General features: G+C 42.6%; 22 protein-coding genes. 13 read left to right on the top strand and 9 right to left on the bottom strand.

Features of this window, described 5'->3' with window-relative positions; all coding sequences use genetic code 11:
- Window positions 1–38: 38 nt before the first annotated feature.
- The 3 genes from J8Z24_RS15365 to J8Z24_RS15355 all read right to left on the bottom strand — a co-directional run bounded on the left by J8Z24_RS15365 (window position 39) and on the right by J8Z24_RS15355 (window position 3140).
- Complete coding sequence (locus J8Z24_RS15365) at window positions 39–1118, bottom strand: trypsin-like peptidase domain-containing protein (RefSeq protein WP_125251166.1); 1080 nt, start codon at window positions 1116–1118, stop codon at window positions 39–41.
- A 103-nt stretch (window positions 1119–1221) separates the two neighbouring features.
- Entirely contained in the window at window positions 1222–2574 is a 1353-nt protein-coding gene (locus J8Z24_RS15360; protein ID WP_147389370.1) for a DegQ family serine endoprotease, read from the bottom strand.
- 110 nt (window positions 2575–2684) lie between these two features.
- Window positions 2685–3140, bottom strand: a complete 456-nt coding sequence (locus J8Z24_RS15355; protein ID WP_125251164.1) for a Z-ring associated ZapG family protein — start codon at window positions 3138–3140, stop codon at window positions 2685–2687.
- A gap of 122 nt (window positions 3141–3262) precedes the next feature.
- On the opposite strand from J8Z24_RS15355, the gene zapE reads away from it, so the two are divergent.
- The 8 genes from zapE to J8Z24_RS15315 all read left to right on the top strand — a co-directional run bounded on the left by zapE (window position 3263) and on the right by J8Z24_RS15315 (window position 9807).
- Window positions 3263–4351 carry a cell division protein ZapE gene (gene zapE, locus J8Z24_RS15350; protein WP_128731596.1) on the top strand — a complete coding sequence of 363 codons (1089 nt, stop codon included), beginning with the start codon at window positions 3263–3265 and terminating at the stop codon, window positions 4349–4351.
- A 350-nt stretch (window positions 4352–4701) separates the two neighbouring features.
- Window positions 4702–5130, top strand: coding sequence for a 50S ribosomal protein L13 (gene rplM, locus J8Z24_RS15345; RefSeq protein WP_010376694.1), 429 nt, complete (start codon window positions 4702–4704; stop codon window positions 5128–5130).
- A gap of 8 nt (window positions 5131–5138) precedes the next feature.
- Entirely contained in the window at window positions 5139–5531 is a 393-nt protein-coding gene (gene rpsI / locus J8Z24_RS15340; protein ID WP_161568695.1) for a 30S ribosomal protein S9, read from the top strand.
- A 502-nt stretch (window positions 5532–6033) separates the two neighbouring features.
- Entirely contained in the window at window positions 6034–6624 is a 591-nt protein-coding gene (gene petA, locus J8Z24_RS15335; protein WP_125251162.1) for a ubiquinol-cytochrome c reductase iron-sulfur subunit, read from the top strand.
- Window positions 6624–7925, top strand: a complete 1302-nt coding sequence (locus tag J8Z24_RS15330; protein ID WP_252094947.1) for a cytochrome b — start codon at window positions 6624–6626, stop codon at window positions 7923–7925. The genes petA and J8Z24_RS15330 overlap by 1 nt, the downstream gene beginning before the upstream one ends.
- Window positions 7922–8659 (top strand): cytochrome c1, encoded by a 738-nt coding sequence (locus J8Z24_RS15325; protein ID WP_125251160.1) that lies wholly within the window; start codon window positions 7922–7924, stop codon window positions 8657–8659. Before J8Z24_RS15330 ends, J8Z24_RS15325 begins: the two co-directional genes overlap by 4 nt.
- Window positions 8660–8755: 96 nt before the next feature.
- A complete protein-coding gene (gene sspA / locus J8Z24_RS15320) occupies window positions 8756–9382 on the top strand; it encodes a stringent starvation protein SspA (RefSeq protein WP_125251159.1) in 627 nt (208 codons plus the stop codon).
- Window positions 9382–9807: a ClpXP protease specificity-enhancing factor gene (locus J8Z24_RS15315; protein ID WP_125251158.1), complete on the top strand. Its 426-nt coding sequence runs from the start codon at window positions 9382–9384 to the stop codon at window positions 9805–9807. The genes sspA and J8Z24_RS15315 overlap by 1 nt, the downstream gene beginning before the upstream one ends.
- Window positions 9808–9920: 113 nt before the next feature.
- Here J8Z24_RS15315 and dolP read toward each other — a convergent pair whose 3' ends face one another.
- The 4 genes from dolP to J8Z24_RS15295 are packed head-to-tail and all read right to left on the bottom strand — an operon-like array spanning window position 9921 to window position 13333.
- On the bottom strand, window positions 9921–10487 hold the full coding sequence (gene dolP, locus J8Z24_RS15310) for a division/outer membrane stress-associated lipid-binding lipoprotein (protein ID WP_125251157.1): 567 nt from the start codon (window positions 10485–10487) through the stop codon (window positions 9921–9923).
- Window positions 10484–11071, bottom strand: coding sequence for an SIS domain-containing protein (locus tag J8Z24_RS15305; protein WP_252094946.1), 588 nt, complete (start codon window positions 11069–11071; stop codon window positions 10484–10486). The genes dolP and J8Z24_RS15305 overlap by 4 nt, the downstream gene beginning before the upstream one ends.
- 1 nt (window position 11072) lies before the next feature.
- Window positions 11073–11438 carry a YraN family protein gene (locus J8Z24_RS15300; RefSeq protein ID WP_125251155.1) on the bottom strand — a complete coding sequence of 122 codons (366 nt, stop codon included), beginning with the start codon at window positions 11436–11438 and terminating at the stop codon, window positions 11073–11075.
- Window positions 11439–11446: 8 nt separating this feature from the next.
- Window positions 11447–13333 carry a penicillin-binding protein activator gene (locus J8Z24_RS15295; RefSeq protein ID WP_252094945.1) on the bottom strand — a complete coding sequence of 629 codons (1887 nt, stop codon included), beginning with the start codon at window positions 13331–13333 and terminating at the stop codon, window positions 11447–11449.
- Between the two features lie 60 nt (window positions 13334–13393).
- On the opposite strand from J8Z24_RS15295, the gene rsmI reads away from it, so the two are divergent.
- Window positions 13394–14251, top strand: a complete 858-nt coding sequence (gene rsmI, locus J8Z24_RS15290) for a 16S rRNA (cytidine(1402)-2'-O)-methyltransferase (RefSeq protein ID WP_252094944.1) — start codon at window positions 13394–13396, stop codon at window positions 14249–14251.
- Window positions 14252–14372: 121 nt separating this feature from the next.
- Here rsmI and J8Z24_RS15285 read toward each other — a convergent pair whose 3' ends face one another.
- Window positions 14373–14546 (bottom strand): hypothetical protein, encoded by a 174-nt coding sequence (locus J8Z24_RS15285; RefSeq protein ID WP_167508221.1) that lies wholly within the window; start codon window positions 14544–14546, stop codon window positions 14373–14375.
- A gap of 34 nt (window positions 14547–14580) precedes the next feature.
- Window positions 14581–16641, bottom strand: a complete 2061-nt coding sequence (locus J8Z24_RS15280; RefSeq protein ID WP_252094943.1) for a winged helix-turn-helix domain-containing protein — start codon at window positions 16639–16641, stop codon at window positions 14581–14583.
- A gap of 422 nt (window positions 16642–17063) precedes the next feature.
- Here J8Z24_RS15280 and J8Z24_RS15275 point away from each other — a divergent pair, with 422 nt between their 5' ends.
- From J8Z24_RS15275 to J8Z24_RS15260, 4 genes are all read left to right on the top strand, one after another.
- On the top strand, window positions 17064–17213 hold the full coding sequence (locus J8Z24_RS15275; protein ID WP_161972740.1) for a hypothetical protein: 150 nt from the start codon (window positions 17064–17066) through the stop codon (window positions 17211–17213).
- Window positions 17214–17687: 474 nt separating this feature from the next.
- Window positions 17688–19088: a radical SAM/SPASM domain-containing protein gene (locus tag J8Z24_RS15270; protein WP_147389088.1), complete on the top strand. Its 1401-nt coding sequence runs from the start codon at window positions 17688–17690 to the stop codon at window positions 19086–19088.
- An 11-nt stretch (window positions 19089–19099) separates the two neighbouring features.
- Entirely contained in the window at window positions 19100–20512 is a 1413-nt protein-coding gene (locus tag J8Z24_RS15265) for a radical SAM/SPASM domain-containing protein (protein WP_167508217.1), read from the top strand.
- Window positions 20502–21893: a radical SAM/SPASM domain-containing protein gene (locus J8Z24_RS15260; RefSeq protein ID WP_128731590.1), complete on the top strand. Its 1392-nt coding sequence runs from the start codon at window positions 20502–20504 to the stop codon at window positions 21891–21893. Before J8Z24_RS15265 ends, J8Z24_RS15260 begins: the two co-directional genes overlap by 11 nt.
- Window positions 21894–21902 lie beyond the last annotated feature (9 nt).

Below are 21902 nucleotides of genomic sequence, written 5' to 3'. Positions count from 1 at the left end.
ACTTGGACGCTTTTTGCTTAATATAACCTGAGTTCAGGTCAATATAGTCCCGTTTCTAGCTCTGCGACTTCAACTGTAATAGTAAGGCGCTGACCTGCTCTTAGCACTTCAAACTCGAGCTCTGTGCCTGGGGCTGTGTTACCTATTCGCTTCAACGTTCTTTGTGGGTTAGTGACAGACTCCCCACCGACTTTCACCACAATATCATGCTCTTTCATACCAGCTTGCCACGCCGGTCCCAATGGATCTAATTCACTGACGGCTAGGCCGATGATTGGTGTGTAAAGGTCGGTGACGCTTTTTCCTGTGCTATCAACAGGTGTACCTCTAAACCCTAGATAACCCCGGATAACTCTACCGTCCATGATGAGTTTATGCATTACATCCATGGCGAGATCATAAGGGATCGCAAAAGATATGCCTTGAATATCAATATTGAGGCGGGTACGAAACTGCGCTGAGGTGATCCCAACAAGTGCGCCGTTTGAGTTGACGACCGCTCCTCCTGAGTTACCAACATTGATGGCAGCATCCATTTGCAGCAAACTATTAAACTGGCTCTCTGTCAGCGTTTGTTTGCCGGTCGCACTAATAATCCCTTGTGTAATCGTTTGTCCTATATTGAGCGGGTTACCAATGGCAAGTACGACATCCCCGACCCGCGGTTGATAGCTCGGGTCAATGGGAATAACGGGAAGGTTTTCACCAGGAATTTTCAGTAGCGCTAAATCCGTAATGGTGTCAAAACCAATAAGTTGAGTATCACTGTATTGGCGGCCATCTGGAAGCAATACAATTATCTGATCGGCATTATTCACTACGTGGTAGTTCGTGAGAATATAGCCGTCACGACTCATGATAACACCGGAGCCGAGCTCTCGAACCGTGCTTTGGCGTTGATACCTTGGCTGCGTACTAAACCCCTCAGAAAAAATCGTTACCACAGCAGGAGCTGTTTTTTCAACAGCATCGGCAAAGCTCATATGCTGAGATTTAATACGGGGCGCTTCAAGTGTTGGTAGATTTGCCCTGAGTTCAGGGTTAAACCAAATGATGATGAACGCTATCCCAAGTCCAGCTAGTAGAGGTGGAAAAATGAATTTAATTAATTTGAACACGCGTGTTTATATTTATCGTTATTTAATATTACTAATAATGACACAAAAAAAAACACAGCGACAAGCTTCGCTGTGTTTCATTTTTTAATATTGGGTCAAAGTGTTACTGAATTAGGTAGAATACAGTTTCACGACCGCGTTTGATCCCAAGTACAATATTGCCTCTGATCCCATCAATTAGTTTGGACATCTCTTTGACACTGGTGACACGCTTGCGGTTCACTTGCATGATCACATCACCTTCTTCGAGACCGACGCGAGCCGCAGGAGAGCGAGGTTCAACTGAAGTAATTACGACTCCTTCATTACCATCACGCTCGCCACTTTCAAGCACGGCACCACGAAGGTTTGGATGCACATCTTCAGCATTGGCTTGCTCTTCTTGTTTGCCGCCAAGTTCTACGTCAATAAATTTGGTTCTGCCATCTCGATAAACGCCCAGCCTGACTTCTCGGCCTTCACCTAAAGTGGCAACCTTGCTAGCAAGCTCTGCCATGCTTTCGACTTCATCACCATTGAGGCTGACAATTACATCATTGGCTTTTAGTCCTGCTTTATCTGCAGCTGAATCTTCAACAACGCGCATTACGTAAGCACCGCGCTTAACATCAAAGCCTTGTGCTTTAGCAAGACCTGCATCAAGAGTACGACCATGGATCCCTAAAGAGCCGCGACGCACTTCACCGTATTCAATGATTTGATCGACTAGGCTTTTCATCATATTTGATGGGATAGCAAAGCCAATACCTACGTTCCCACCGGATGCACCAAGAATAGCGGTATTAATACCAATTAGCTCGCCATTGAGGTTAACAAGCGCTCCCCCAGAGTTACCTTGGTTGATAGCAGCGTCGGTTTGAATAAAGTCTTCATAGCCTTCTATATTCAAGCCACTTCGACCAAGTGCGCTGATGATACCTGAGGTTACTGTGTGGCTTAAGCCAAATGGGTTACCTATTGCTACCGAAAAGTCGCCCACTCTTAATCTGTCTGAGTCCGCCAACTTAACTTCTGTAAGGTCTTCACCATCGATCTGCAACAACGCGATATCAGATTCTGCATCGCTACCAATGAGCTTTGCTTCAAATTCTCTGCCATCTTTTAAAGTTACCAGCATTTCGTCGGCATCATCAATTACATGGTTATTAGTAACCACGTATCCTTTATTTGCGTCAATGATGACACCCGAACCTAATCCACTGAAAGGTCGCTTTTGGCTGCGAGGTTGGGGTTGACCGAAGAAAAAGTCAAATGGGTCAACACGGCGGCGCACCTCTTTTGCACCTTTTACTTGAATACTAACAACACCCGGCGCTACCTTTTCTAACATAGGTGCAAGTGTCGGTAATTGTTGACCATCAACGGCAACAGGAAGTTTGGCCACGCTCTGTTGTGGTATTAACAACAGGCTTGAAGAAAGTAAAGCGGCCGATAACAAAGATAAATTAAATTTCATAGTCGTGAAGTACTCCGCTATTAGCGTTTATATAGTTCGTAAGGGGCTGCTAACTAGCCCCTAGAATCAATAACTTCTTTTAAAGACTATGGGGTCTACAAAAAGTTTCATCAAGAGGCTTTAATTTGCTCACTTTCTTTTTTTTGACCAGAAAACAACCCAGTTTCGCCCTCTGCGTAGTCACTAGGAGGTACTTCAAAGCTCGGATCTTGCTTACGTCGTCTTTCTGGACGAGCTTGAAGAGAAGCTTGTAATTGCTCAGTAGTTTCCTTTGAGAAAAATGGATCAGCAGGATGAGAAGGGCGTTCTTGCGTTAGTAGCTGATTGGTCTCTTCAACATGAGTCAGCAGTTGTTGGTAACTGTCTTGCATTCTGTTCACTAGCTTTTTAGTGCTAGCTAAGTGGTCAGAAACATCCTGTCGATATTGCTCTAAATCATGTTTTGCTTGCTGTGCTTGTACTTCTAACTCGTCATGCTTGAATTGCTTCTTAGTGACAAAACCACCAAGAAAAAATGCAGCCACGGCAACAATGATCAGTAATCCAAGCCAAGTAACGGTAGTCATAGGTTTCTCCCTGTATGCCCTAAGGCAAATAAAAATAAAAACTCTGATAGAGTTAAATATACGCTGTGAATGCAGTCGTGTTAATATAACCCACAAACAAATCGTAAAAAATATTTAAGTCGATGACGCCTTGGGAAAAATATCAGCAAGATCTACAACGTGATGATTTTCAATATGACAGTGCACAGGAAAATGCGGTAAAGCATTTACAGCGCTTATACGATGATCTTATCAATCAGCCAGTGGTCAAGCAGAGTTTCTTCTCGCGCCTGTTTGGCAAGGCTGAGCAACCAAAAGTGAAGGGCTTGTACTTTTGGGGAGGCGTTGGGCGAGGCAAAACATACCTTGTCGATACTTTTTATGACGCATTGCCAACAGAGCGTAAGATGCGCGTGCACTTCCACCGTTTTATGCATCGTGTACACAACGAGTTAAAAAAGCTCAAAGATGTTAAAAACCCACTTGAAAGTATCGCTGATACTTTTAAGTCAGAAACCGACATAATCTGTTTCGATGAGTTTTTTGTTCAAGATATAACAGACGCTATGTTGTTAGGTGGTTTGATGGAAGCCTTGTTCGAGCGAGGCATTGTATTGGTTGCGACTTCTAATATCATTCCCGATGAGTTATATCGAAATGGACTGCAACGAGCACGATTTTTACCTGCAATTGCTTTGGTAAAGGCAAACACTGAAGTCGTTAACGTAGATTCTGGTATTGATTATCGATTGCGTACTTTGGAGCAAGCTGAAATATTCCACAGCCCGTTAGATGCGCAAGCAGATAAAAATTTATTTGAGTATTTCAGTAAATTATCACCTGAGCCGGGCCAAGAAAACCAAGCGATAGAAATTGAAGGGCGAATGATCCAAACTCGTATGGTCTCAGATTGTATCGTGATGTTTGACTTTTCGGCACTCTGCGAAACGGCGCGCTCCCAAGTTGACTATATGGAAATCAGCCGCTTATACAACACAGTGATTTTGTCTAATGTGAAGCAAATGGGGCAGCAAAACGATGATGCAGCGCGGCGTTTTATTGCTTTAGTCGATGAGTTTTATGAGCGCAATGTGACGCTTATTATCTCTGCTGCTGCACCGATCACAGAGTTATACAGCGAGGGTACACTCACATTTGAATTCAAACGCTGTGTTAGTCGATTGCAAGAGATGCAGTCGCATGAGTACCTTGCGAGAGAACACTTAGCTTAAGGTGTGCATTTTTTTATGTTGCAGCGCTGTGTGGGGTGTCAGTTGAAAGGTACTGTAAACGCAGCTTGCAGCATACCCGCAACGTCGCACTGACGGATTTTTCGTCTTTTTGATTTTTTTCAAAATTCTTGAGATTTTCTTGTAGAAAAAAACATCAAGCGCTGGTTTTCACCCAGAAGGCTTGCTATAATCCGCGGCCTGCCACGTTGCGTTCTATTGCCCTCGTCGGCTTAGCCACTGACTTGAGCGGCAAAAAAGTCTTCAACTCGAAGGGGTTAAAGCAAATACAAGTAGAGCGGTAGTCCAAGGACTGCCTGTGGTTTTAAAATTGAAAACTTTGGATTTTTATAATGAAAACGTTTGTTGCTAAACCAGAAACTGTAAAACGTGACTGGTACGTAGTTGACGCTGAAGGTAAAACTTTAGGTCGCATCGCTACTGAAATCGCTCGTCGCCTTCGCGGTAAGCATAAAGCTGAGTACACTCCACATGTTGATACTGGTGACTACATCATCGTAATCAACGCTGAGAAAGTTACTGTAACTGGTAACAAAACTCAGGACAAAATGTACTATGCTCACTCTGGTTACCCAGGTGGCCTTAAGTCTATCAACTTTGAGAAACTTCAAGCTAAAAAGCCTGAAATGATCATCGAGAAAGCGGTTAAAGGCATGTTACCTCGCGGTCCTCTAGGTCGTGAAATGTTCCGTAAACTTAAAGTTTACGCTGGTAACGAGCACAACCACGCTGCACAGCAGCCTCAGGTTCTAGACATTTAAGGAGCACTATCATGGCAAATCAATACTACGGTACAGGTCGTCGTAAAAGTTCAAGTGCTCGCGTATTCCTACGCCCAGGCACTGGCAACATCGTAATCAATAAGCGCTCTTTAGAAGAGTTCTTCGGTCGTGAAACTTCTCGCATGGTTGTTCGTCAGCCTCTAGAGTTAGTTGAAATGACAGAAAAGTTTGACTTATACATCACTGTTGCAGGTGGTGGTACAACTGGTCAAGCAGGTGCTATCCGTCACGGTATCACACGTGCACTAATGGAGTTTGACGAGTCTCTACGTCCAACTCTACGTAAAGCTGGCTTTGTTACTCGTGATGCTCGTAAAGTTGAGCGTAAGAAAGTTGGTCTTAAGAAAGCACGTAAGAAGACACAGTTCTCAAAGCGTTAATTTATTACGTTTCAAGAATTCAAAAACCCAGCTTATGCTGGGTTTTTTGTTTTCTATGCTCTCAATACTCACATCAAAGTGAGCACTGTTACAAAATTCCGCTTAATTTTGCCTAAAAATATCGTGTCAGATTAAAAAAGTTCAATAAATATAATAATTAGTGCAAATCGAACGGTAACTTGACGGTTTTTTTTGCTACAATTGGCGGAGCAAGTAGAAAGACCTGAGATCCAGTCATGCGATTTGGTGCGTATCCTTAGTCGGGGGTTGATCTTAGTCAGTATATTGTTGTGTCAGATGCGATATTATAAATACGCGGTTCCATGCTCGAAGTAATCATAGATGACTTTCTTCCGGTTTATTCGGGCATGGATCTGGAATAACCTTGTTTTAATCAAGGTATTTATTTATGATCGCGTCTATTTTGTAATTTCTTAAATTAACCTGCTGTAACTGATGTTCTCAATATAGCAAGTGTTGGGAATCAAGTGGAGATAAGTGGATGAGCAATGCGCCTGTAGACAACAGCCGACGTCGCTTTTTAACTATCGCTACCTCTGTTGTAGGTGGCGTTGGTGCGGTTGGAGCTGCTGTTCCTTTTATTGCGTCCTGGAATCCAAGTGAGCGAGCTAAATCTGCAGGTGCGCCTGTAGAAGTAGATATCAGCAAGCTTGAGTCTGGACAACTTATTCGTGTTGAGTGGCGAGGCAAACCAGTTTGGATTGTTAATCGTACACCAAAAATGCTAGAACAAATGAAGCAACACGAAGGTAATCTTCGTGATCCTAACTCAGAAGAGCCACAACAGTTGGCATCAGCTCAGAACGGGTATCGTTCTAAGCGACCTGAAATCTTCGTTGCGGTTGGGATTTGTACTCACTTGGGATGTTCACCAACCTTCTTAAATGGTAGTTTTGGTGAGTTAGTTGAAGGTACTGATAGTGGCTTCTTCTGTCCATGTCATGGTTCAAGATTTGATATGGCAGGGCGCGTATTCCAAAACGTACCTGCACCTCTAAACTTAGAAATCCCTCCGTATACCTTTATTGACGACACTACCATTTTGGTAGGTGAAGAAGAAGGGGTTGCATAATGTCTGGTCAAGTAGATAAAGCTGCAAATACGGGTGTTGTTGGTAAAGTTGTTGATTGGATTGACGATCGTATTCCTATGACTCGCGTCTGGAATATGCACATCGCACAGTACCCAGCACCAAAAAACTTTAACTTTTGGTACTTGTTTGGCTCGCTTGCCATTCTAGTACTAGTAAACCAGATTGTTACTGGTATCTGGCTAACCATGAGCTACGTACCTTCAGCCGAAGGTGCGTTCGCGTCTGTTGAATACATCATGCGTGATGTTGAATACGGTTGGTTACTGCGTTACTTACATTCTACCGGTGCATCCGCTTTCTTTGTGGTGGTTTATCTCCACATGTTCCGAGGCATGATTTACGGTTCCTACCAAAAACCACGTGAACTACTGTGGTTGTTTGGTATGTTTATTTTCCTTGCACTAATGGCTGAAGCTTTCATGGGTTACTTATTACCATGGGGTCAGATGTCATTCTGGGGTGCTCAGGTAATTATTTCACTATTCGGTGCTATCCCAGTAATTGGTGAAGATTTAACACAGTGGATCCGTGGTGACTACGTAATTTCAGGTGCCACACTAAACCGTTTCTTTGCATTACATGTAATCGCACTTCCTCTGGTATTGGTTATCTTAGTATTCTTGCATATCGTAGCATTGCATGAAGTTGGCTCCAACAACCCTGATGGCGTTGAGATCAAGCGCAAGAAAGGTTCAGTAGCTGAAGAAGACAAGCCTAAGTTCAAGTTCCACGAGTACTACACAAGTAGGAAAGATATTGTGGATGCAATTCCGTTCCACCCTTACTACACAGTAAAAGATGTGCTGGGTGTTGCTGGTTTCTTAATTTTGTTCTGTGCTGTTGTATTCTTTGCTCCAGAGATGAAAGGTTTCTTCCTTGAAGCGCCAAACTTTGAAGCTGCGAACCCGCTTAAGACACCTGAGCATATTTTCCCAGTATGGTACTTCACACCATTCTATGCGATTCTACGTGCAATTCCTGATAAATTATTAGGGGTAGCGGCGATGGGTGCATCGATCGTAGTGTTAGCGTTGCTACCGTGGATTGACCGTGGTTCAGTTCGCTCAATTCGCTACCGCTGTGGTTTCCATAAAGTGAACATCGCACAGTTTGTTGTTACCTTCTTAATCCTAGGTTGGGCAGGTGCAACACCGCAGACAACGTTCTCGACAATTTTGTCGCAGATCTGTACTGTGACGTATTTCATGTTCTTCGTTTTACTATTCGTGTACTCGAAGAATGAAACGACGAAGCCACTACCAACGAGGTTGACGAAATGATGAAAAAGCTAGTAATCGGTTTATTCGCATTGTTGCCAACACTATCGATGGCAGCTGGCCCGTCAGTACCGCTGATGGAAGCAAATAATGATTTAACTGATAACGCATCTTTGCAGCGTGGCGCTAAGCTATTTATGAACTACTGCTTAGGCTGTCACCAAATGCAGTATCAGCGTTATGAGCGTACTTTCAGAGATATTGGTATTCCAACCGAAATTGGTAAAGAAACCCTTATCTTTGATGGTTCAAAAGTGGGTAGCCACATATTGAACGCAATGGATCAGGATGACGCCGCTAAGTGGTTTGGTGCTCCTCCTCCAGACTTAACGCTTATCTCTCGCGTTAAGTCACCGGACTATATCTATACTTACTTGAAGTCATTCTACAAAGATGATTCTCGCCCATTTGGTGTAAACAATGTTGTTTTCCCACTGGTGGGGATGCCTCACGTATTACAAGAGTTACAGGGTTTACCAACACCTATCACTGAAGAAGTGGAAGAAAATGGTCAGACAGTAACTAAAGTGGTTGGCGTAGAGACTGACGGTACTGGTGAGATGAGTGTTGATGAATACGATCAAGCAGCTCGAGATATTACAAACTTCTTAGCGTATGTTGGTGAGCCATCTCGCCTACAGTCAGAAGCGCTAGGTATCAAAGTAATTGGCTTCTTGGTTATCTTCTTCATTTTGGCATTCTTCTTGAAGAAAGAATACTGGAGAGATGTTCATTAATTTGAATATTCAAAGGTAGTTTTTGCAATAGGGGCGTTCGCCCCTTTTGCTGTTTAAAGTGATTTAATTACTTTTAGTTTTTTAATGGAGGTAGGCATGGCCGTTGCTGCCAATAAGCGCCCTGTAATGACACTTTTTTCTGGGTCAAACTGTATGTACAGTCACCAAGTACGTATCGTACTTGCTGAGAAAGGTGTAAGTGTTGATATTCATCAGGCTGAAAAGGACAACTTACCGGAAGCGTTACATGAGATTAATCCGTATGGTACTGTACCTACGCTAATCGATCGTGAGCTTGGTTTGTATCAAGCAAATATCATTATGGAATATCTAGATGAGCGCTTCCCGCACCCTCCGCTGATGCCTGTATATCCGGTAATGCGTGGTCGTAGTCGTCTAATGATGCATCGTATTGAAACTGATTGGTACTCACTAGCTGAAAAGATTAGTGACGGTGGTGACGATGCTGCTCAAGCTCGCAAAGAGTTAACTGAAGCTTTACTCGCTGTTGCGGCTATCTTCACTGAAGCGCCTTACTTTATGAGTGAAGAATTTAGTCTTGTAGATTGCTACTTAGCACCACTGTTATGGCGTTTACCACAACTTGGTATTGAACTAAATGGCGCTGGAAGCAAAGAGCTTAAAGAGTACATGTTACGTTTATTCGAGCGTGATTCATTCCAAGCATCACTAACGGATGCTGAGCGTGAGATAAGATCATAATGACGTCTAATCGTCCTTACTTGCTCCGCGCTTTTTACGAGTGGATAGTAGATAACGAATGCACGCCACATTTAGTGGTCAATGCAGACTATCCCTCTGTACAGGTTCCTGCACAATTTGTTCAAGAGGGGCAAATTGTGTTGAATGTGAATCCGTCGGCGGTAACGAACTTTTCCATGGATAACCATGCAATCAGCTTTAATGCGCGCTTTAGCGGACAGCCTATGCAGGTGTATGTGCCTAATGGTGCTGTATTGGCTATCTATGCACGGGAAAATGGTGAAGGCACCGTATTCACGCCTGAAGAAGAAGTCTTTGAAGATGAAGCTTTAGAGTTGGTAGAAGAGACTGAAGTCTCACCAGAGCTTGACGCTAAACCTGAGCCAGAAAAGAAGAAAGGCTCGCATCTTAGAGTAATAAAATAAAAAAACCTGCGAATGCAGGTTTTTTTATGTCAGCATTTTATGCTCTTTACCATGTGGTTATTGGTCACTCTTTCAAGTAGAGCAAGTATTAAGACTAATATCTAAATCTCAGGTTAAATATATTCAAAGGCCTTAACCACCCGTTTGACGCCATTAATGTGACGAGCTATCTCAACAGCTGAGTTAGCTTCTTGCTTTGATACTAAACCCATCAAAAATACTTCTGAGTTTTCAGTAACCACTTTAATATTTGCACCATTGACCTCATCAGCCGCCAATAGTTTGGTTTTTACCTTAGAAGTTAGCCAAGTGTCATGGGTTTTTGTGGTGATGCCTATATTGGTGCTTATTCTAAGCTGGTTATGGACTTGCTTGACCCCCGCGATATTGTGTAATGCACGTTCGGCTTCAGTTTTCATTTCTTGATTGGCTACTTGACCAATCATCAGTACAACACCATTGACACTAACGAGTGTGATATTGGCATGATCGGCAAGACGTTTAACCTCTTTAATCGCCAATGTGCCTTTAATCTCGATATTATTGTCGTCAATTTGCGCACCAATCGTGCGTCTGTCATTGGCAGCGGATACTGCGCCAGCAGTACCTGCTACCACAGCAGCAGCACAGCCCTGCAAGAGTAATACCGCGGCAAGTAAGGAAGCTATTCTCATCATCATACTTCATCCTGAGGGAATAAAATGGCATCAATTAATTCACTGAGACAGTGAGTATTAAATAGTTGTGACTCAATGATCCGGCTAGGTCGCTTACTGGGGATCCGGATTTCTACATCCTGAGGGCCAAGTAGGCCTGTTAATTCTCCGCCGTCATCCCCGACTAATGCTATCACTTTCATATCTCGAGTTAATGCGGCTTCAACCGCGCTAATTACTGCCTTTTCTTGTCCATTAATGGCATATGCGACAAGTAAGTCACCTGGTTGTGCAAAAGCGCGTACTTGTTTGGCAAAGCGCTCTCGCGCTTTGTCATTTTCGGGTGTTGCTAAGTTATACTGTTCATTGGTCAGTGCGAGTGCTGGTAGGCAAGGGCGCTCTGTTTCATAAAAGTTACTAAGTATTGTTGCCAAATGATGCGCTAGCATATGATTGCTTGGCGCGCCGCAGCAGATTATCTTATTGCCATTAATAAGGCTTTGCGCCATTGTCATTGCTGCCATCTCCAGGGCCTTAGGTAGCACTTCCCCAGCGGCAATCTGCGCTTGAATTGATTCTGTAAATATAGACTTAATAGATTCTTGCATGCTAAAAAATATTCTTAATCCAGTTTATTTCAGAAGGAGCTACCCCTTGAATTGCAACAAAGTCGACTCTCAGCTGTGTGTTATGCAAATTGTGTTGTGCCAAGTAATTATAAATACTACGCTTTAATCTTTGAAGCTTAGTTTTGGAAAGTGCATTAATTGCACCACCAAAATTTTTACTGTCACGGTATTTAACTTCGACGAACACCAACACTTGCGCTTCTCTCATAATGAGGTCAATTTCACCATACTTGCAATGAAAGTTTCTCGTTACAGGTGTTAGTCCCTGCTTTACCAAGTATTGTTCCGCAATTAACTCAAAGTGTTCACCTTTATTCCGTGTGTTATTAAATAGTCCCTTAAACATACAAAATCCTATCTTATTAGTGAGGTGCTCTGTGCTTCCTCTTTTTGCATAAACAATGGCAGTGGGGGTTGCTCATCCAAGCTAACTAAACGGATCTGCTTGTTGCGATATTGTGCCCAGCTGAGGCTGCGTACAATGTCGGCATTATCACGGATGCTGAGCTGCCCGGTCAGGCCCTCAAAGCTTTTACCCGATAACCAAGCAAGTTGGCGCAGCTCTGATATAAGGTTAGTCGCATCATATGCCATGGCAAATAGGCGTTGCTCCAAGTCAGCTTGCTCAGGCCAAAGCGCTTGGTATGTCTCCCTAATGGCATTTCTATCTATCGCTCCTGGTAGCATCCAAGGCTGTTCAGTAAAATAAAGCCCTTCTAAATCCCCTTTATCAGTTACATCAATTTGTTTACTGTAACTACGTGAACTTGCGTACAGAGGAATTTTATTGGCAAAAGTACTTACATTCACATCTAAATAAGGCTTAAGTAGGCGCGTTTCCATCGCATCGCCTAAGATATAAACCACATCTATATCGCGTCGTGAGCGAGTTTCACTTTTTACTTCCTTGCGAAAGAGGTTTTTGATTACGTTGGTACGGGCTTTTGAGGCATCGACTTCAAGTAGGTCGGTGATCACCTCAGCCATGTCTTCGCTGTTCGTGTAATAGCCAATCTCAGGTGCAGTTTCAGAATAGTGCTTCCAGCCCTCAACAAAATGCTCAATTAAACGCTTGCCCGATGCACTAGCTGGTGCCAGTAGCATTGGCTTTTTGTATGCCTTAGCTAAAAAGTGCTTCATCGCTTGCTCGACTTCATGCTCTGGGTTTAGCGCAAAAAAGTACTGCTCATTAGTGCGTGGGGTAATTCTCTCTCGAGCGTTCAAAAAGAGTGTCGGGTAGAGAGAGAAATCAGGATTATCAACTAGTTTTTCGACGTTAGATTTCAGCAAAGGACCTATAACGAAGTCCGCATTCGCTTTGGCAAGTTGTGCCAGAATATCTTGCTCTGACGACATTTCATCAATAAAAAAAACTTCTTCAATGGTGCTACTATCCGTTGCTGCTAAAAAACCATTTTTAAGCGCGGTACCAAGACGCTCGCTTGCTCCTGATTGTGGAATGAGTACCGCAAGCTTTCTTACATCGTAAGGCTCTAGTGCAACCGCACCCTGTAGATCTTTTGGTAGCAAGGCTGCGGCTGGGTGGTTAGCAAAGCGACGGCGCCAGTTATTCATAGCCTGGTCTAATTCAATGCTAGAGCCGAGATAAATTTGCTGATATTTAGCCAATGTGACCCAGCCACGTTGCAATACGCTTCCAGAATCAAAGCGCTCTAGTGCATAACTAGAGAGCTGTTGCAGGGCTCGCCAAATCTCATCGTCTAGCCCTGCGACATTAAGGTTGTTTTGTTGAGCAATGTCTGCCGCTTTGAAAAATTCAACGAGCGCTTTTTTAGGAAGTTGTTGTGAAGCATAAATGCTACCGAGTAGATATTCATACCATGCTTGGTGTTCAGGTGTATTTAACCTTCCTTCTAATGTATGCAATATAGCCAAGGCGCTTTCATATTGCTTCAGCTCTTTACGAGCATAGGCTACATATAATTTATTTTGTACGTGATCGACACTGGCCTTGCTTCCCATTGCCAAGCTTATCTGCTCTAGCATGAGCCAGTTTTTTTCTTCAATCGCAGCGTCTCTGGCTACGTAAAGTAGCTGAATTTTTGTGATGCCAGATTTACTTTTTGCTTTGGCAAAGAGTGAGGCAGCACTATCATCTGTCTGATTGATGGTGGTTGCTGTTTCGCTTTGTTGAGGCAATTTGGTGACATTTGTGCTTGTACTGCAGGCGGATAACCCCGACAATATGGCAACTAAAAGCGCTATCTTTTTAAACTGCACTGGCAAACCTTCTATTTCACGACTAAGTGGACATCTTACTGACTGACATTGGAGAGCTCAATGGCTAATCTTCACAACGAAAATAAAATCGGCACCCTCTATATTGTTGCAACACCAATAGGTAATTTAGAGGACATCAGTGAACGTGCACTGAAAGTATTAAGTCAAGTTGATTTAATCGCTGCTGAAGATACTCGTCACACGGGTAAATTATTAAGCCACTTTAGTATTAAAGCAAAAACTTTTGCCCTACATGATCATAATGAAAAGCAAAAAGCGCAGCAAATTTTGGATTGGCTTAATGAAGGCAAGGATATTGCGCTGGTTTCAGATGCAGGCACACCACTTATCAGCGATCCTGGCTATGCGGTGGTTAATTTATGTCGTGACGCGGGGGCAAATGTCACCCCTGTTCCTGGGGCATGTGCAGCTATTGCTGCGGTGAGTTGCTCTGGGCTCGCAACCGATAAATTTCAATTCGTCGGCTTTACTCCAGCAAAGAGCCAAGCGCGTCAGCAGTTTTTTAAAGAGGTTGTGACGTCAGGGATCACTAGCATCATGTACGAAAGCACCCATAGGATTATGGCCAGCCTCGAAGATATAAAAGCAGCCCTTGGCGAAACACAAAAGGTAGTATTTGCAAAAGAATTAACAAAAACGTATGAAACTTTTTTTAGTGGTACGGTAACAGAGCTCATCACTTTTTTGCATGACACACCAGAAAAGCAAAAAGGTGAGCTGGTATTGATGCTACCTGGTGAGGAGCGCGATGAGCAAGCTCTGACTCCAGAGGCAAGTAAGTTGATTGCGTTACTGGAGTCCGAAATGCCACTTAAAAAAGCATGTGGGGTTGCGGCTGAATACCTAGGACTGAAAAAGAATGCGTTATATAAAGCTTGGCTGGAAACTCGAGCGTAATAACCGGTTGCTTTGAACAATATTGGATTGAGAGAAACTTTATTGTTCAAAGCTTAAGTTATCTACTTTATAGAGACGGAATAACAACAACGTAACTACACCTTGTTATTCCAAACTCAGATCACTTGTCGTTACTGCATTTCCATGGTGTCACAAGGCACATACCAGATTGTAGAGTGCTGTTGTACTTATGTGTTGGTAGTACTTGCTCGCTTTGTTTCATACCAAGAGAACTAGCTTGGGTCATTGAGGTAAAGAACAGAGATATGATGTAAATGGCAGTTAGCTTTTTCATTTGTTTTTCCTTGTTTTTTGCTACCACCACATCTCTACATTTCTAATGCTTCCAATAAATAATTAAGAGTGAACTTTTTTGTAACTTTTACCTGAGCCATCAGTTGGCTACTTTGGGTCTGAGTGTCTTTTTTGATGATTAACGCATTGTTTCTGTTACTTATGTAAAAATTAGTAGCGCTTGAGTCGTACGGTAGCTCAAACTTTTTGTGCTCTGGTTCGGTTTTTGATATATCGAGTTGATGATAGCTAACACGTGATAAATCATGTTCAGTCCAGATGACCAGATCTTCATATAGCTGTATTTCTGAATTGGACTCTAATACTGCTCTAGTATGTAGAGGAAGAATACTTGCATCTTTTGGTTTGATAAACAGCTCACCTTCTATATTCGCCAGCAATAAGTTTCCCTCAAATTCTCGCACAAACTTAAAACCACTGAAGAGGTGCGTTAACTCGTTATGCTCCCAGCGATATACCAGCCATTGGGAGTCTGACTTAGCGGTAAAATAAACGGCTTTCCCATCACTGGCGATCACTACGCTGTGAGGGGTCGCAGTATGGCGGATAGACTCAGTTATCGGGGAGGAGTGAGTGTAGTCAACTTTTATAATGGTTTTATCTTGTTTGACTGCAAATGCTTGAGCTTTACGAGCGTGGCTCAGGTCGGTTAATTTATCTGTGCTTTGCAATAAAACACCTTTCTCATTTGGTATTGAGCTTTGAAACTTGACTATTTGTGTATTGTCTTGATGTTGAATTTTGGCAATAAAGCTACCGTCATCACTTATGTTGATAAGTGATTGAATGTCGCTATCAAAGTGATACAGCTTACGTTTTGGAGTACTATTAAGAGGTAGTGTTAGCTCCAAAAAGAACGCCCCTTTTTTTAGCTCTGACAGCATATGAAGCTGCTGGCTCTGAGGCTGATAACTCAACATGTACACAAAGTCATCGGCAAGATGGGTTTGCATTTGTTGCTCTAAGTTGTGCTCTATGAGGCCTTGCTCTGTTGCGATTAAGAGGGTGTTGTTGTCTCGCCAGTCAAGGTCTATCAGTTTACTTGAATGTGGCACTAACCCGATACGTTGTAAACTGCGAAGGTCATATATTTCTATATAAGAGTGCTCAGCTAAGCTATCGAAAACAAGCAGCGCGATTTTATCTTGCTGTGTCGAAACTGCGCCTGCGAAAAAGTTAATATAGGATTCCGCATTTTTAATTACCGCCTCAATCGTGCCTGTTTTATGGCTGTACTGATAAAGATGAAACGCACTTTGTGCGTGTGAAGCGCCGAGAAAGTATAAGGTGTCTTCAGTTGGTCCAAGGAAAATATCAGCAATAAGAAATTGAGGGTCAATAATATGCCGCGTTTGACCAGTTTGAATATTATACTCGATGATAGTCGAGTTGCCTTTCACAACATCAGAGATAAATAAACGCTCACCAGAGTGAGAAAATGCCATTGCATCAGGCCAATTAACGTTCTCCATGATGACACTTTCTGTACCTGTGCCTTGATTGCTCAGTATGATGGAATAATCCTGTTCTCCATTAAGCTTTGCTGCATAGGCAGAAAGCCCCGAAGTTGACTCAGCAAATGACAGCTGATCTGCGCCTACGGTTGTTTGTACTAGTGGTTGAGCTGAAATTGAGGTTTGTTGCGAAAGTGGAATAAATAACGCCAATAGGGGTAATGCAAGCAACAGTAAATAGGGGGACAGATGAGACGACTTTTTTGCTTGCCACTGTGAACATTGGTGATTGCCATGCCCTTGTGAAGGGCACTGTGTTGTTTTACAGGTGTTGGCATTACACACCAGCTTATATCCTCTTTTTGATACATGCTGGATAAAGTGTGGTTGTTTAGGGTCGTCTTTAAATGCTTGACGAAGTTTACTAATGCAGCGCCTTACAGCAGCGTCACTGACAAGCACCCCGGCCCATACTTCATCATGTAGCTCATTGATACTAATGTATCGATCTTGATTGTTATATAAGTACTCTAAAACTTCAAAAACCTTCGGCTCTAGCTCTATTAATTCTTCCTCTATACATAATTTATGCTCGTCCTTTAACAAGATTATTCTTTTCATAATTGTCATTCTTGTAAGAGTTAAAAAATAAAACCATATAAAACAATATCGTACGTTTCGGTTTTTGAAAAATTAGGATTTAGTTATTCCATTAATGATTCTAAGGGATATAAGTTTGTTTGTGAAACATAAATTATCACAAAGATTAACGCTTGTTATTGGGGTGTGAATATGAAGCGATTCGAGAAACTAAAATCAATAGCGCTATCTCAACCCAAAATATTTCAACAGCAAAAAATGAATGAGATTAAGTGGTTTAAAAATGGTTGTAGTGAATGTCCCGAGTCTGGTCAGTGTAAATCATCAGAGCCTTCGCCCGAGGCGCCTAACAGCTAAATCGATTTTCCAAATAGCAGTGCATGTTTTATCACCCAGCGTGCATTGTTTTAAACAAGATGGGTGAGATTTAAAGGAATACAAAAATGTCTATCAACAAACTTAAAGAAATTGCACAAAAACAAAAAATCAATGCTTCTAAAGAAGTACTGCAGATCATGCGTACTCAAGGCTGTTCAAGCTGCTGTAGCTTTAGTGAAGGTGGTAACTCACAAGAAGCGAAAAATATTCAGTAAGCATCCTTAAGCCAGTCGCCGCTACTCTCTTTGTGTCGACAAGCCGTCACACACCATGTTGGTCGGCATGTTAATTCAATGGTGGATAGGGACTGTACTTAGCATTGAGATAAATACTATTCGGAGAAGAATAATGAGTATTCAAAAACTAAAGAAATTATCAAAACTAAAACAAGTTCAAGTAAGCAAAGATGCTTTAAGCATTATGCGTACACAAGGTTGCTCAAGCTGCTGTAGTTTCAGTGGCGGTGGTAACTCGCAAGAAATGAAGTAGCAAAGTGGGTTAAGACCACACTGAGTTATTTCAGGGAGAGTGCTTAGGCGACTGATGTCATCAATCCGCTCCCAATACAGCATCAGTTTTATCAATAGATTGGTGCTGTTGTTCACCGTTATCTTAATGATTATCAGCCGTCACTTGGTGATTGTTAGGGAAAATACCGCGCCGTGTAAAACAATAATAAGGGGTTTGCAATGGTTCCATTGCTCAAAAAGGATATTCAATTTGTGCCACGCGAAGAAGAGGGATTAGTTGTTCTTTGTCGTGAGTTACCAAATGGGTCAAAAGCCGAAATTAGAATACATCCAATTCAAGCGTTCATTATGGTGTTATTTGATGGACAGAACGACAAAAGCAAAGTTGCACAAGTGATAGCAGAGGTAATGAGTATCGAACCGCAAGCAGCGGTTGATATTGTCGAAACACTTCTTAATCGATTTTCGTTATTTTTTACCGACACGCCTTTATCCGACACATCATTGCTTTCTCATAACCCAGAGGCTTTTTTGTTCGAAGGAGACGATACACTCATCGTTAACCGTCGCGAGGATGCACCGGGAGCTATCGTATGGGTTGTCACGGAAGATTGTAACCGTAAGTGTAAGTACTGCTATAAAGATGCCAAGTTTGTAGCTGATGGGTTTGCTCGTGATATTGCTTTTCCTTTCGAGCGCGTTACTCAAATAATTGATGAAGCCGCAATGATAGGTGTCAATCGCTTGATCTTCACCGGAGGAGAGCCCTTACTGCGCCAAGACTTGCCAGAAGTCATAGGGCATACGATAGATCAAAATATTATTCCAATAGTCATCACAAAAATGCGAGTAGAAGGTGACATGATGGCACGGTTAGTAAAAGCCGGCCTAGAAGAGCTTCATGTCAGTCTAGATTCAGTAGTCGAAGCGGAGGTCGAGAAGCTAGTTGGTGTTGAAGGTGCTTTAGATGACATGCTAGTGACCATCAACGCTTGCTGTGAAAATGGTATTAAAGTCGTACTAAGACCAGTCATGACGGCGATTAATGTAGACAATCTTGAGCAGCTGATTTCTCAGACCTATGCCATGGGAGTCAGAGAGTTTGTGATTGATGTATATGGGAAAACCTGTGGTCGCCATGAGCCTAGTTTTATGCTGAGTGACGAACAAGAAGCACAACTAAAAGTCACAGTAAAAAGCCTAAAAGAGAGGTATACGCAGGCAAAGTTCGGATTTAACTTCGATTTACGAGAAGCGACCGAAACCAAAGGGTGCATGGAAGGCTTAAAAGGGATCACCGTTCAGCCAAATGGACTGTGTGTTAAGTGTGAACATATACCACCTGGACCTCATAATACCTTTGGTGATTTAAACGAAAGTGGTTTGCTGGATATTTGGATCTCTGAAAAAATGAAAGAGATAGTCATTCCAAGTCGTAAATTTTTCAAAGGCACATCGTGTTATAAATGCGATCTGTTTCGAAACTGCAACTACGTCCGTGGTCGTTGCACCGTTACAGCTAAAGGGAAGTTCGGCACTATTCATGCGCCTGATCTTTATTGTCCCATCGGTGAATTTCATAAAAGTAATGAGATCGATGTACACGTAATTAATGCGTAGGAGTGATGGCGATGAGAAGATTTGGAAAACTTGGTGTCATTCACCAACACGCAGATAGCTACTCGCTTGACTACTTTCCCATCGCGGGACAGCAAGAAACGCCGAGTATTGAGTTACACCCTTTGGTTGTCTATATCTTGTCTTTGTTAGATAAGCAGTGGACAGTTGAAAAAATAGTGGAAGATTTACCGCGTCATTTTGATATTGCGCCAGAACATGCACAAGAAATTACAGATGATGTTGATGTCGTTTTTGAACGTCACTTTACTTCACAGCAGCATGAGCCTTCAGGTGTTACTATTGATGAAGAGGCCGTCCGAACACAAGTACGAGCGCTAAGTCAGCATACACCACTGACCACTCGAACAACCGTATTTAAAGGTAATCGCTCGCCATTTCCGATGACATTACAGTGGCTTGTTACAGACTTTTGTAACCGTAAATGCGTGTATTGTTATCAAGGTGCACCGCTAAGTAGTAAAACGGAAGATTCCTCTGTTGATATTGATGTCATAAAAAGATTGATTAGAGAAACCGCGCAGCTTGGTGGCAAAGAAGTACTACTGACAGGCGGTGAGCCGTTACTACGTGAAGATATTTATGAAGTCATGGTATATGCGTTACAACACGGTTTAACTCCTGACTTCATCAGTAAACAATTTGTGAGTGTAGAGAACGCTAAAAAGCTTGCAGCTGCTGGGTTGAAAGATGCGTTTTTCAGCATTGATAGCCTAGAAAAAGAGGCCGCGAAATCACTCACAGGAATTGGTGGGTTTGCCAAGAAAATCGGCCAAACCGTTGAGAATATGGTTACAGAGGGAATACGTGTGCACGCGAAGTCACTGTTAACTTCGCTTAATGCTCATGCCTACACTGAAACGTTAGAAACTTTAGAGCGACTTGGGGCTCACTCCATCACGATTGATACCTACTCTGATAACCTACAGCGTCATGATGATGATTTACACGCCTCAGTGGCACAAATGCACGAAGTCCGCGATGCGGTTGACACTTTTTTAGCCACCCAGCCAAAGTTGAAAGTGTATTATCGCTCTGAACAGATAGAAAAAGACATCGATTATGATATTGACGGCTTTGTCTGTCATAACGGCCGTACACAATTATTGTTTTATCCTAATGGGGACATTTCCAAGTGCGATAAGAAGCTACCTGGTGGAGACATGATAGTTGGCAGCGTGTTGAATCAAAGTGTTTTTGAAGCATGGAATAGCACGGCCTTATTAGAATCGTTAGACCCACCAAGAGATAAGTATAAAGGCACTCCTTGCTTTACCTGTGACAGTTTTGACACCTGTAATATTCGCGGGCGTTGCTACTACGGTGCTTACATGTCAACGGGAACATTATATGGCCCGCAGGAAGGGGCATGCAAATATATGGTGGGGGTGAAAAGTGTTTGTTAATCAATTCTTAAAGCTAAAAGATAAATCACGACTAGTCAAAGAGTCCAACCGCGTCATCTTATTTACTGTCGACAAGGGAGAGAAGTTTGCCTCTTTATCTGTGGTGCACGCGTTGGTGCTTGCACTGAGTACTGGTGAAAACAGTACCACGGATATCCGAGATGGATTGATGGAGATTTTTGACTTTGAGCAAAGTGAAGCGCAGCAGCTCATCAGTGATTTGCTTGTTCAAACGGCTGACTTTATCGATGTGCAAGACCATGCTTTTACTGAGCTTAATGCACGTTATGATGCCGAGGACTTTATATATCAAGCCGAGCCAACACCCTGGCAAAATAAACTAGAGGTGCCCAATACTGTGGTGTGGATGACAACAAATCGTTGTCCTGCTGATTGTGTTTATTGTGTTATCCCGACATTAAAAGCCAATGAAATTGCGCCAAATGAACTCACAACAGAGCAGGCATTTAAGTTTTTGTCTGAGTGTGTTGCACTTGGGGTGAAGTATGTCAATTTGCATGGTGGCGATCCTTTCTTACGTAAAGACATGATAGAGATCATTGAGTACCTGCTTGAGCATGATGTATTCGTAGATGTGTCAACCAAAATGCCACTACGGGAGAGCTTAATCGAGCGCCTAGCAAAGGCGGGGTTAGATACGCTTCAGGTCAGTATAGATAGCAAAATACCAAAAATTGCTGATGCCATTGTGAAAGTAAAAAACTGGCTGCCAAAAATTAACCAAACTATTGAGCTATGTCAGAAATATGATTTGAATGTTCGCGCTAATATTGTTGTGACGGCCATGAATATTGATGGGATCCCAGACTTGCTGAGATACCTCATTGAAGAAAAGGGTATTACAGATGTTGGCATGTCGAGCTATTTACGTTCTGAACATAAACATGATGATGATCTGCTAATTAATCAGCAGCAACGAGAGTGGCTAGTTAATGCTGTTAACGAAATATCAGCACAATACCCTGATATTGAAATAGGCAACATCTCCGTGAAGAGTGAAAGAGAAGTGTCTGTATCGATCCCTGGCTTTGGCTCTTGCGCGGGTGGTAAGACGGCACTGGTCATCGGCTCTGATGGAGAGTGTGCGACATGCGATCGCACTATGCCTTATCAACAGGCTCGAATTGGCAACGTGAAAGAATCTTCTATTCGTGATATCTGGAATGGTGAAGCATTGGAATACTTGCTAGATCCGCCACGAGAAGAGTATGAGGGGACGCCATGTTTTGACTGTGATCATTTTCAGCAATGCAATGTGCGTCAACGTTGCTATTACCGCGCTCAATTGATTAATGGCCGACTTTATGCGCCTGACTATTTATGTGCAAAGTTACCTGAACCTCCAGTGGAAATGTTTTGAGGTGTAAAA

The sequence above is a fragment of the Pseudoalteromonas sp. SCSIO 43201 genome, from assembly GCF_023716725.1.
In the GTDB taxonomy this organism is placed as follows: domain Bacteria; phylum Pseudomonadota; class Gammaproteobacteria; order Enterobacterales; family Alteromonadaceae; genus Pseudoalteromonas; species Pseudoalteromonas peptidolytica.
This window is presented reverse-complemented; position numbering and strand designations above follow the sequence as displayed.

Bases quoted from the DNA above. Each gene is read 5' to 3' on its own strand.
- rplM (WP_010376694.1), top strand. From the start codon at position 4,702: ATGAAAACGTTTGTTGCTAAACCAGAAACTGTAAAACGTGACTGGTAC.
- J8Z24_RS15265 (WP_167508217.1), top strand. From the start codon at position 19,100: ATGAGAAGATTTGGAAAACTTGGTGTCATTCACCAACACGCAGATAGC.
- dolP (WP_125251157.1), bottom strand. From the start codon at position 10,487: ATGATGATGAGAATAGCTTCCTTACTTGCCGCGGTATTACTCTTGCAG.
- J8Z24_RS15360 (WP_147389370.1), bottom strand. From the start codon at position 2,574: ATGAAATTTAATTTATCTTTGTTATCGGCCGCTTTACTTTCTTCAAGC.
- J8Z24_RS15330 (WP_252094947.1), top strand. From the start codon at position 6,624: ATGTCTGGTCAAGTAGATAAAGCTGCAAATACGGGTGTTGTTGGTAAA.
- J8Z24_RS15325 (WP_125251160.1), top strand. From the start codon at position 7,922: ATGATGAAAAAGCTAGTAATCGGTTTATTCGCATTGTTGCCAACACTA.
- J8Z24_RS15300 (WP_125251155.1), bottom strand. From the start codon at position 11,438: ATGTTTAAGGGACTATTTAATAACACACGGAATAAAGGTGAACACTTT.
- J8Z24_RS15315 (WP_125251158.1), top strand. From the start codon at position 9,382: ATGACGTCTAATCGTCCTTACTTGCTCCGCGCTTTTTACGAGTGGATA.
- sspA (WP_125251159.1), top strand. From the start codon at position 8,756: ATGGCCGTTGCTGCCAATAAGCGCCCTGTAATGACACTTTTTTCTGGG.
- zapE (WP_128731596.1), top strand. From the start codon at position 3,263: ATGACGCCTTGGGAAAAATATCAGCAAGATCTACAACGTGATGATTTT.
- J8Z24_RS15285 (WP_167508221.1), bottom strand. From the start codon at position 14,546: ATGAAAAAGCTAACTGCCATTTACATCATATCTCTGTTCTTTACCTCA.
- petA (WP_125251162.1), top strand. From the start codon at position 6,034: ATGAGCAATGCGCCTGTAGACAACAGCCGACGTCGCTTTTTAACTATC.
- J8Z24_RS15355 (WP_125251164.1), bottom strand. From the start codon at position 3,140: ATGACTACCGTTACTTGGCTTGGATTACTGATCATTGTTGCCGTGGCT.
- rsmI (WP_252094944.1), top strand. From the start codon at position 13,394: ATGGCTAATCTTCACAACGAAAATAAAATCGGCACCCTCTATATTGTT.
- J8Z24_RS15270 (WP_147389088.1), top strand. From the start codon at position 17,688: ATGGTTCCATTGCTCAAAAAGGATATTCAATTTGTGCCACGCGAAGAA.
- J8Z24_RS15280 (WP_252094943.1), bottom strand. From the start codon at position 16,641: ATGAAAAGAATAATCTTGTTAAAGGACGAGCATAAATTATGTATAGAG.
- J8Z24_RS15275 (WP_161972740.1), top strand. From the start codon at position 17,064: ATGTCTATCAACAAACTTAAAGAAATTGCACAAAAACAAAAAATCAAT.
- J8Z24_RS15305 (WP_252094946.1), bottom strand. From the start codon at position 11,071: ATGCAAGAATCTATTAAGTCTATATTTACAGAATCAATTCAAGCGCAG.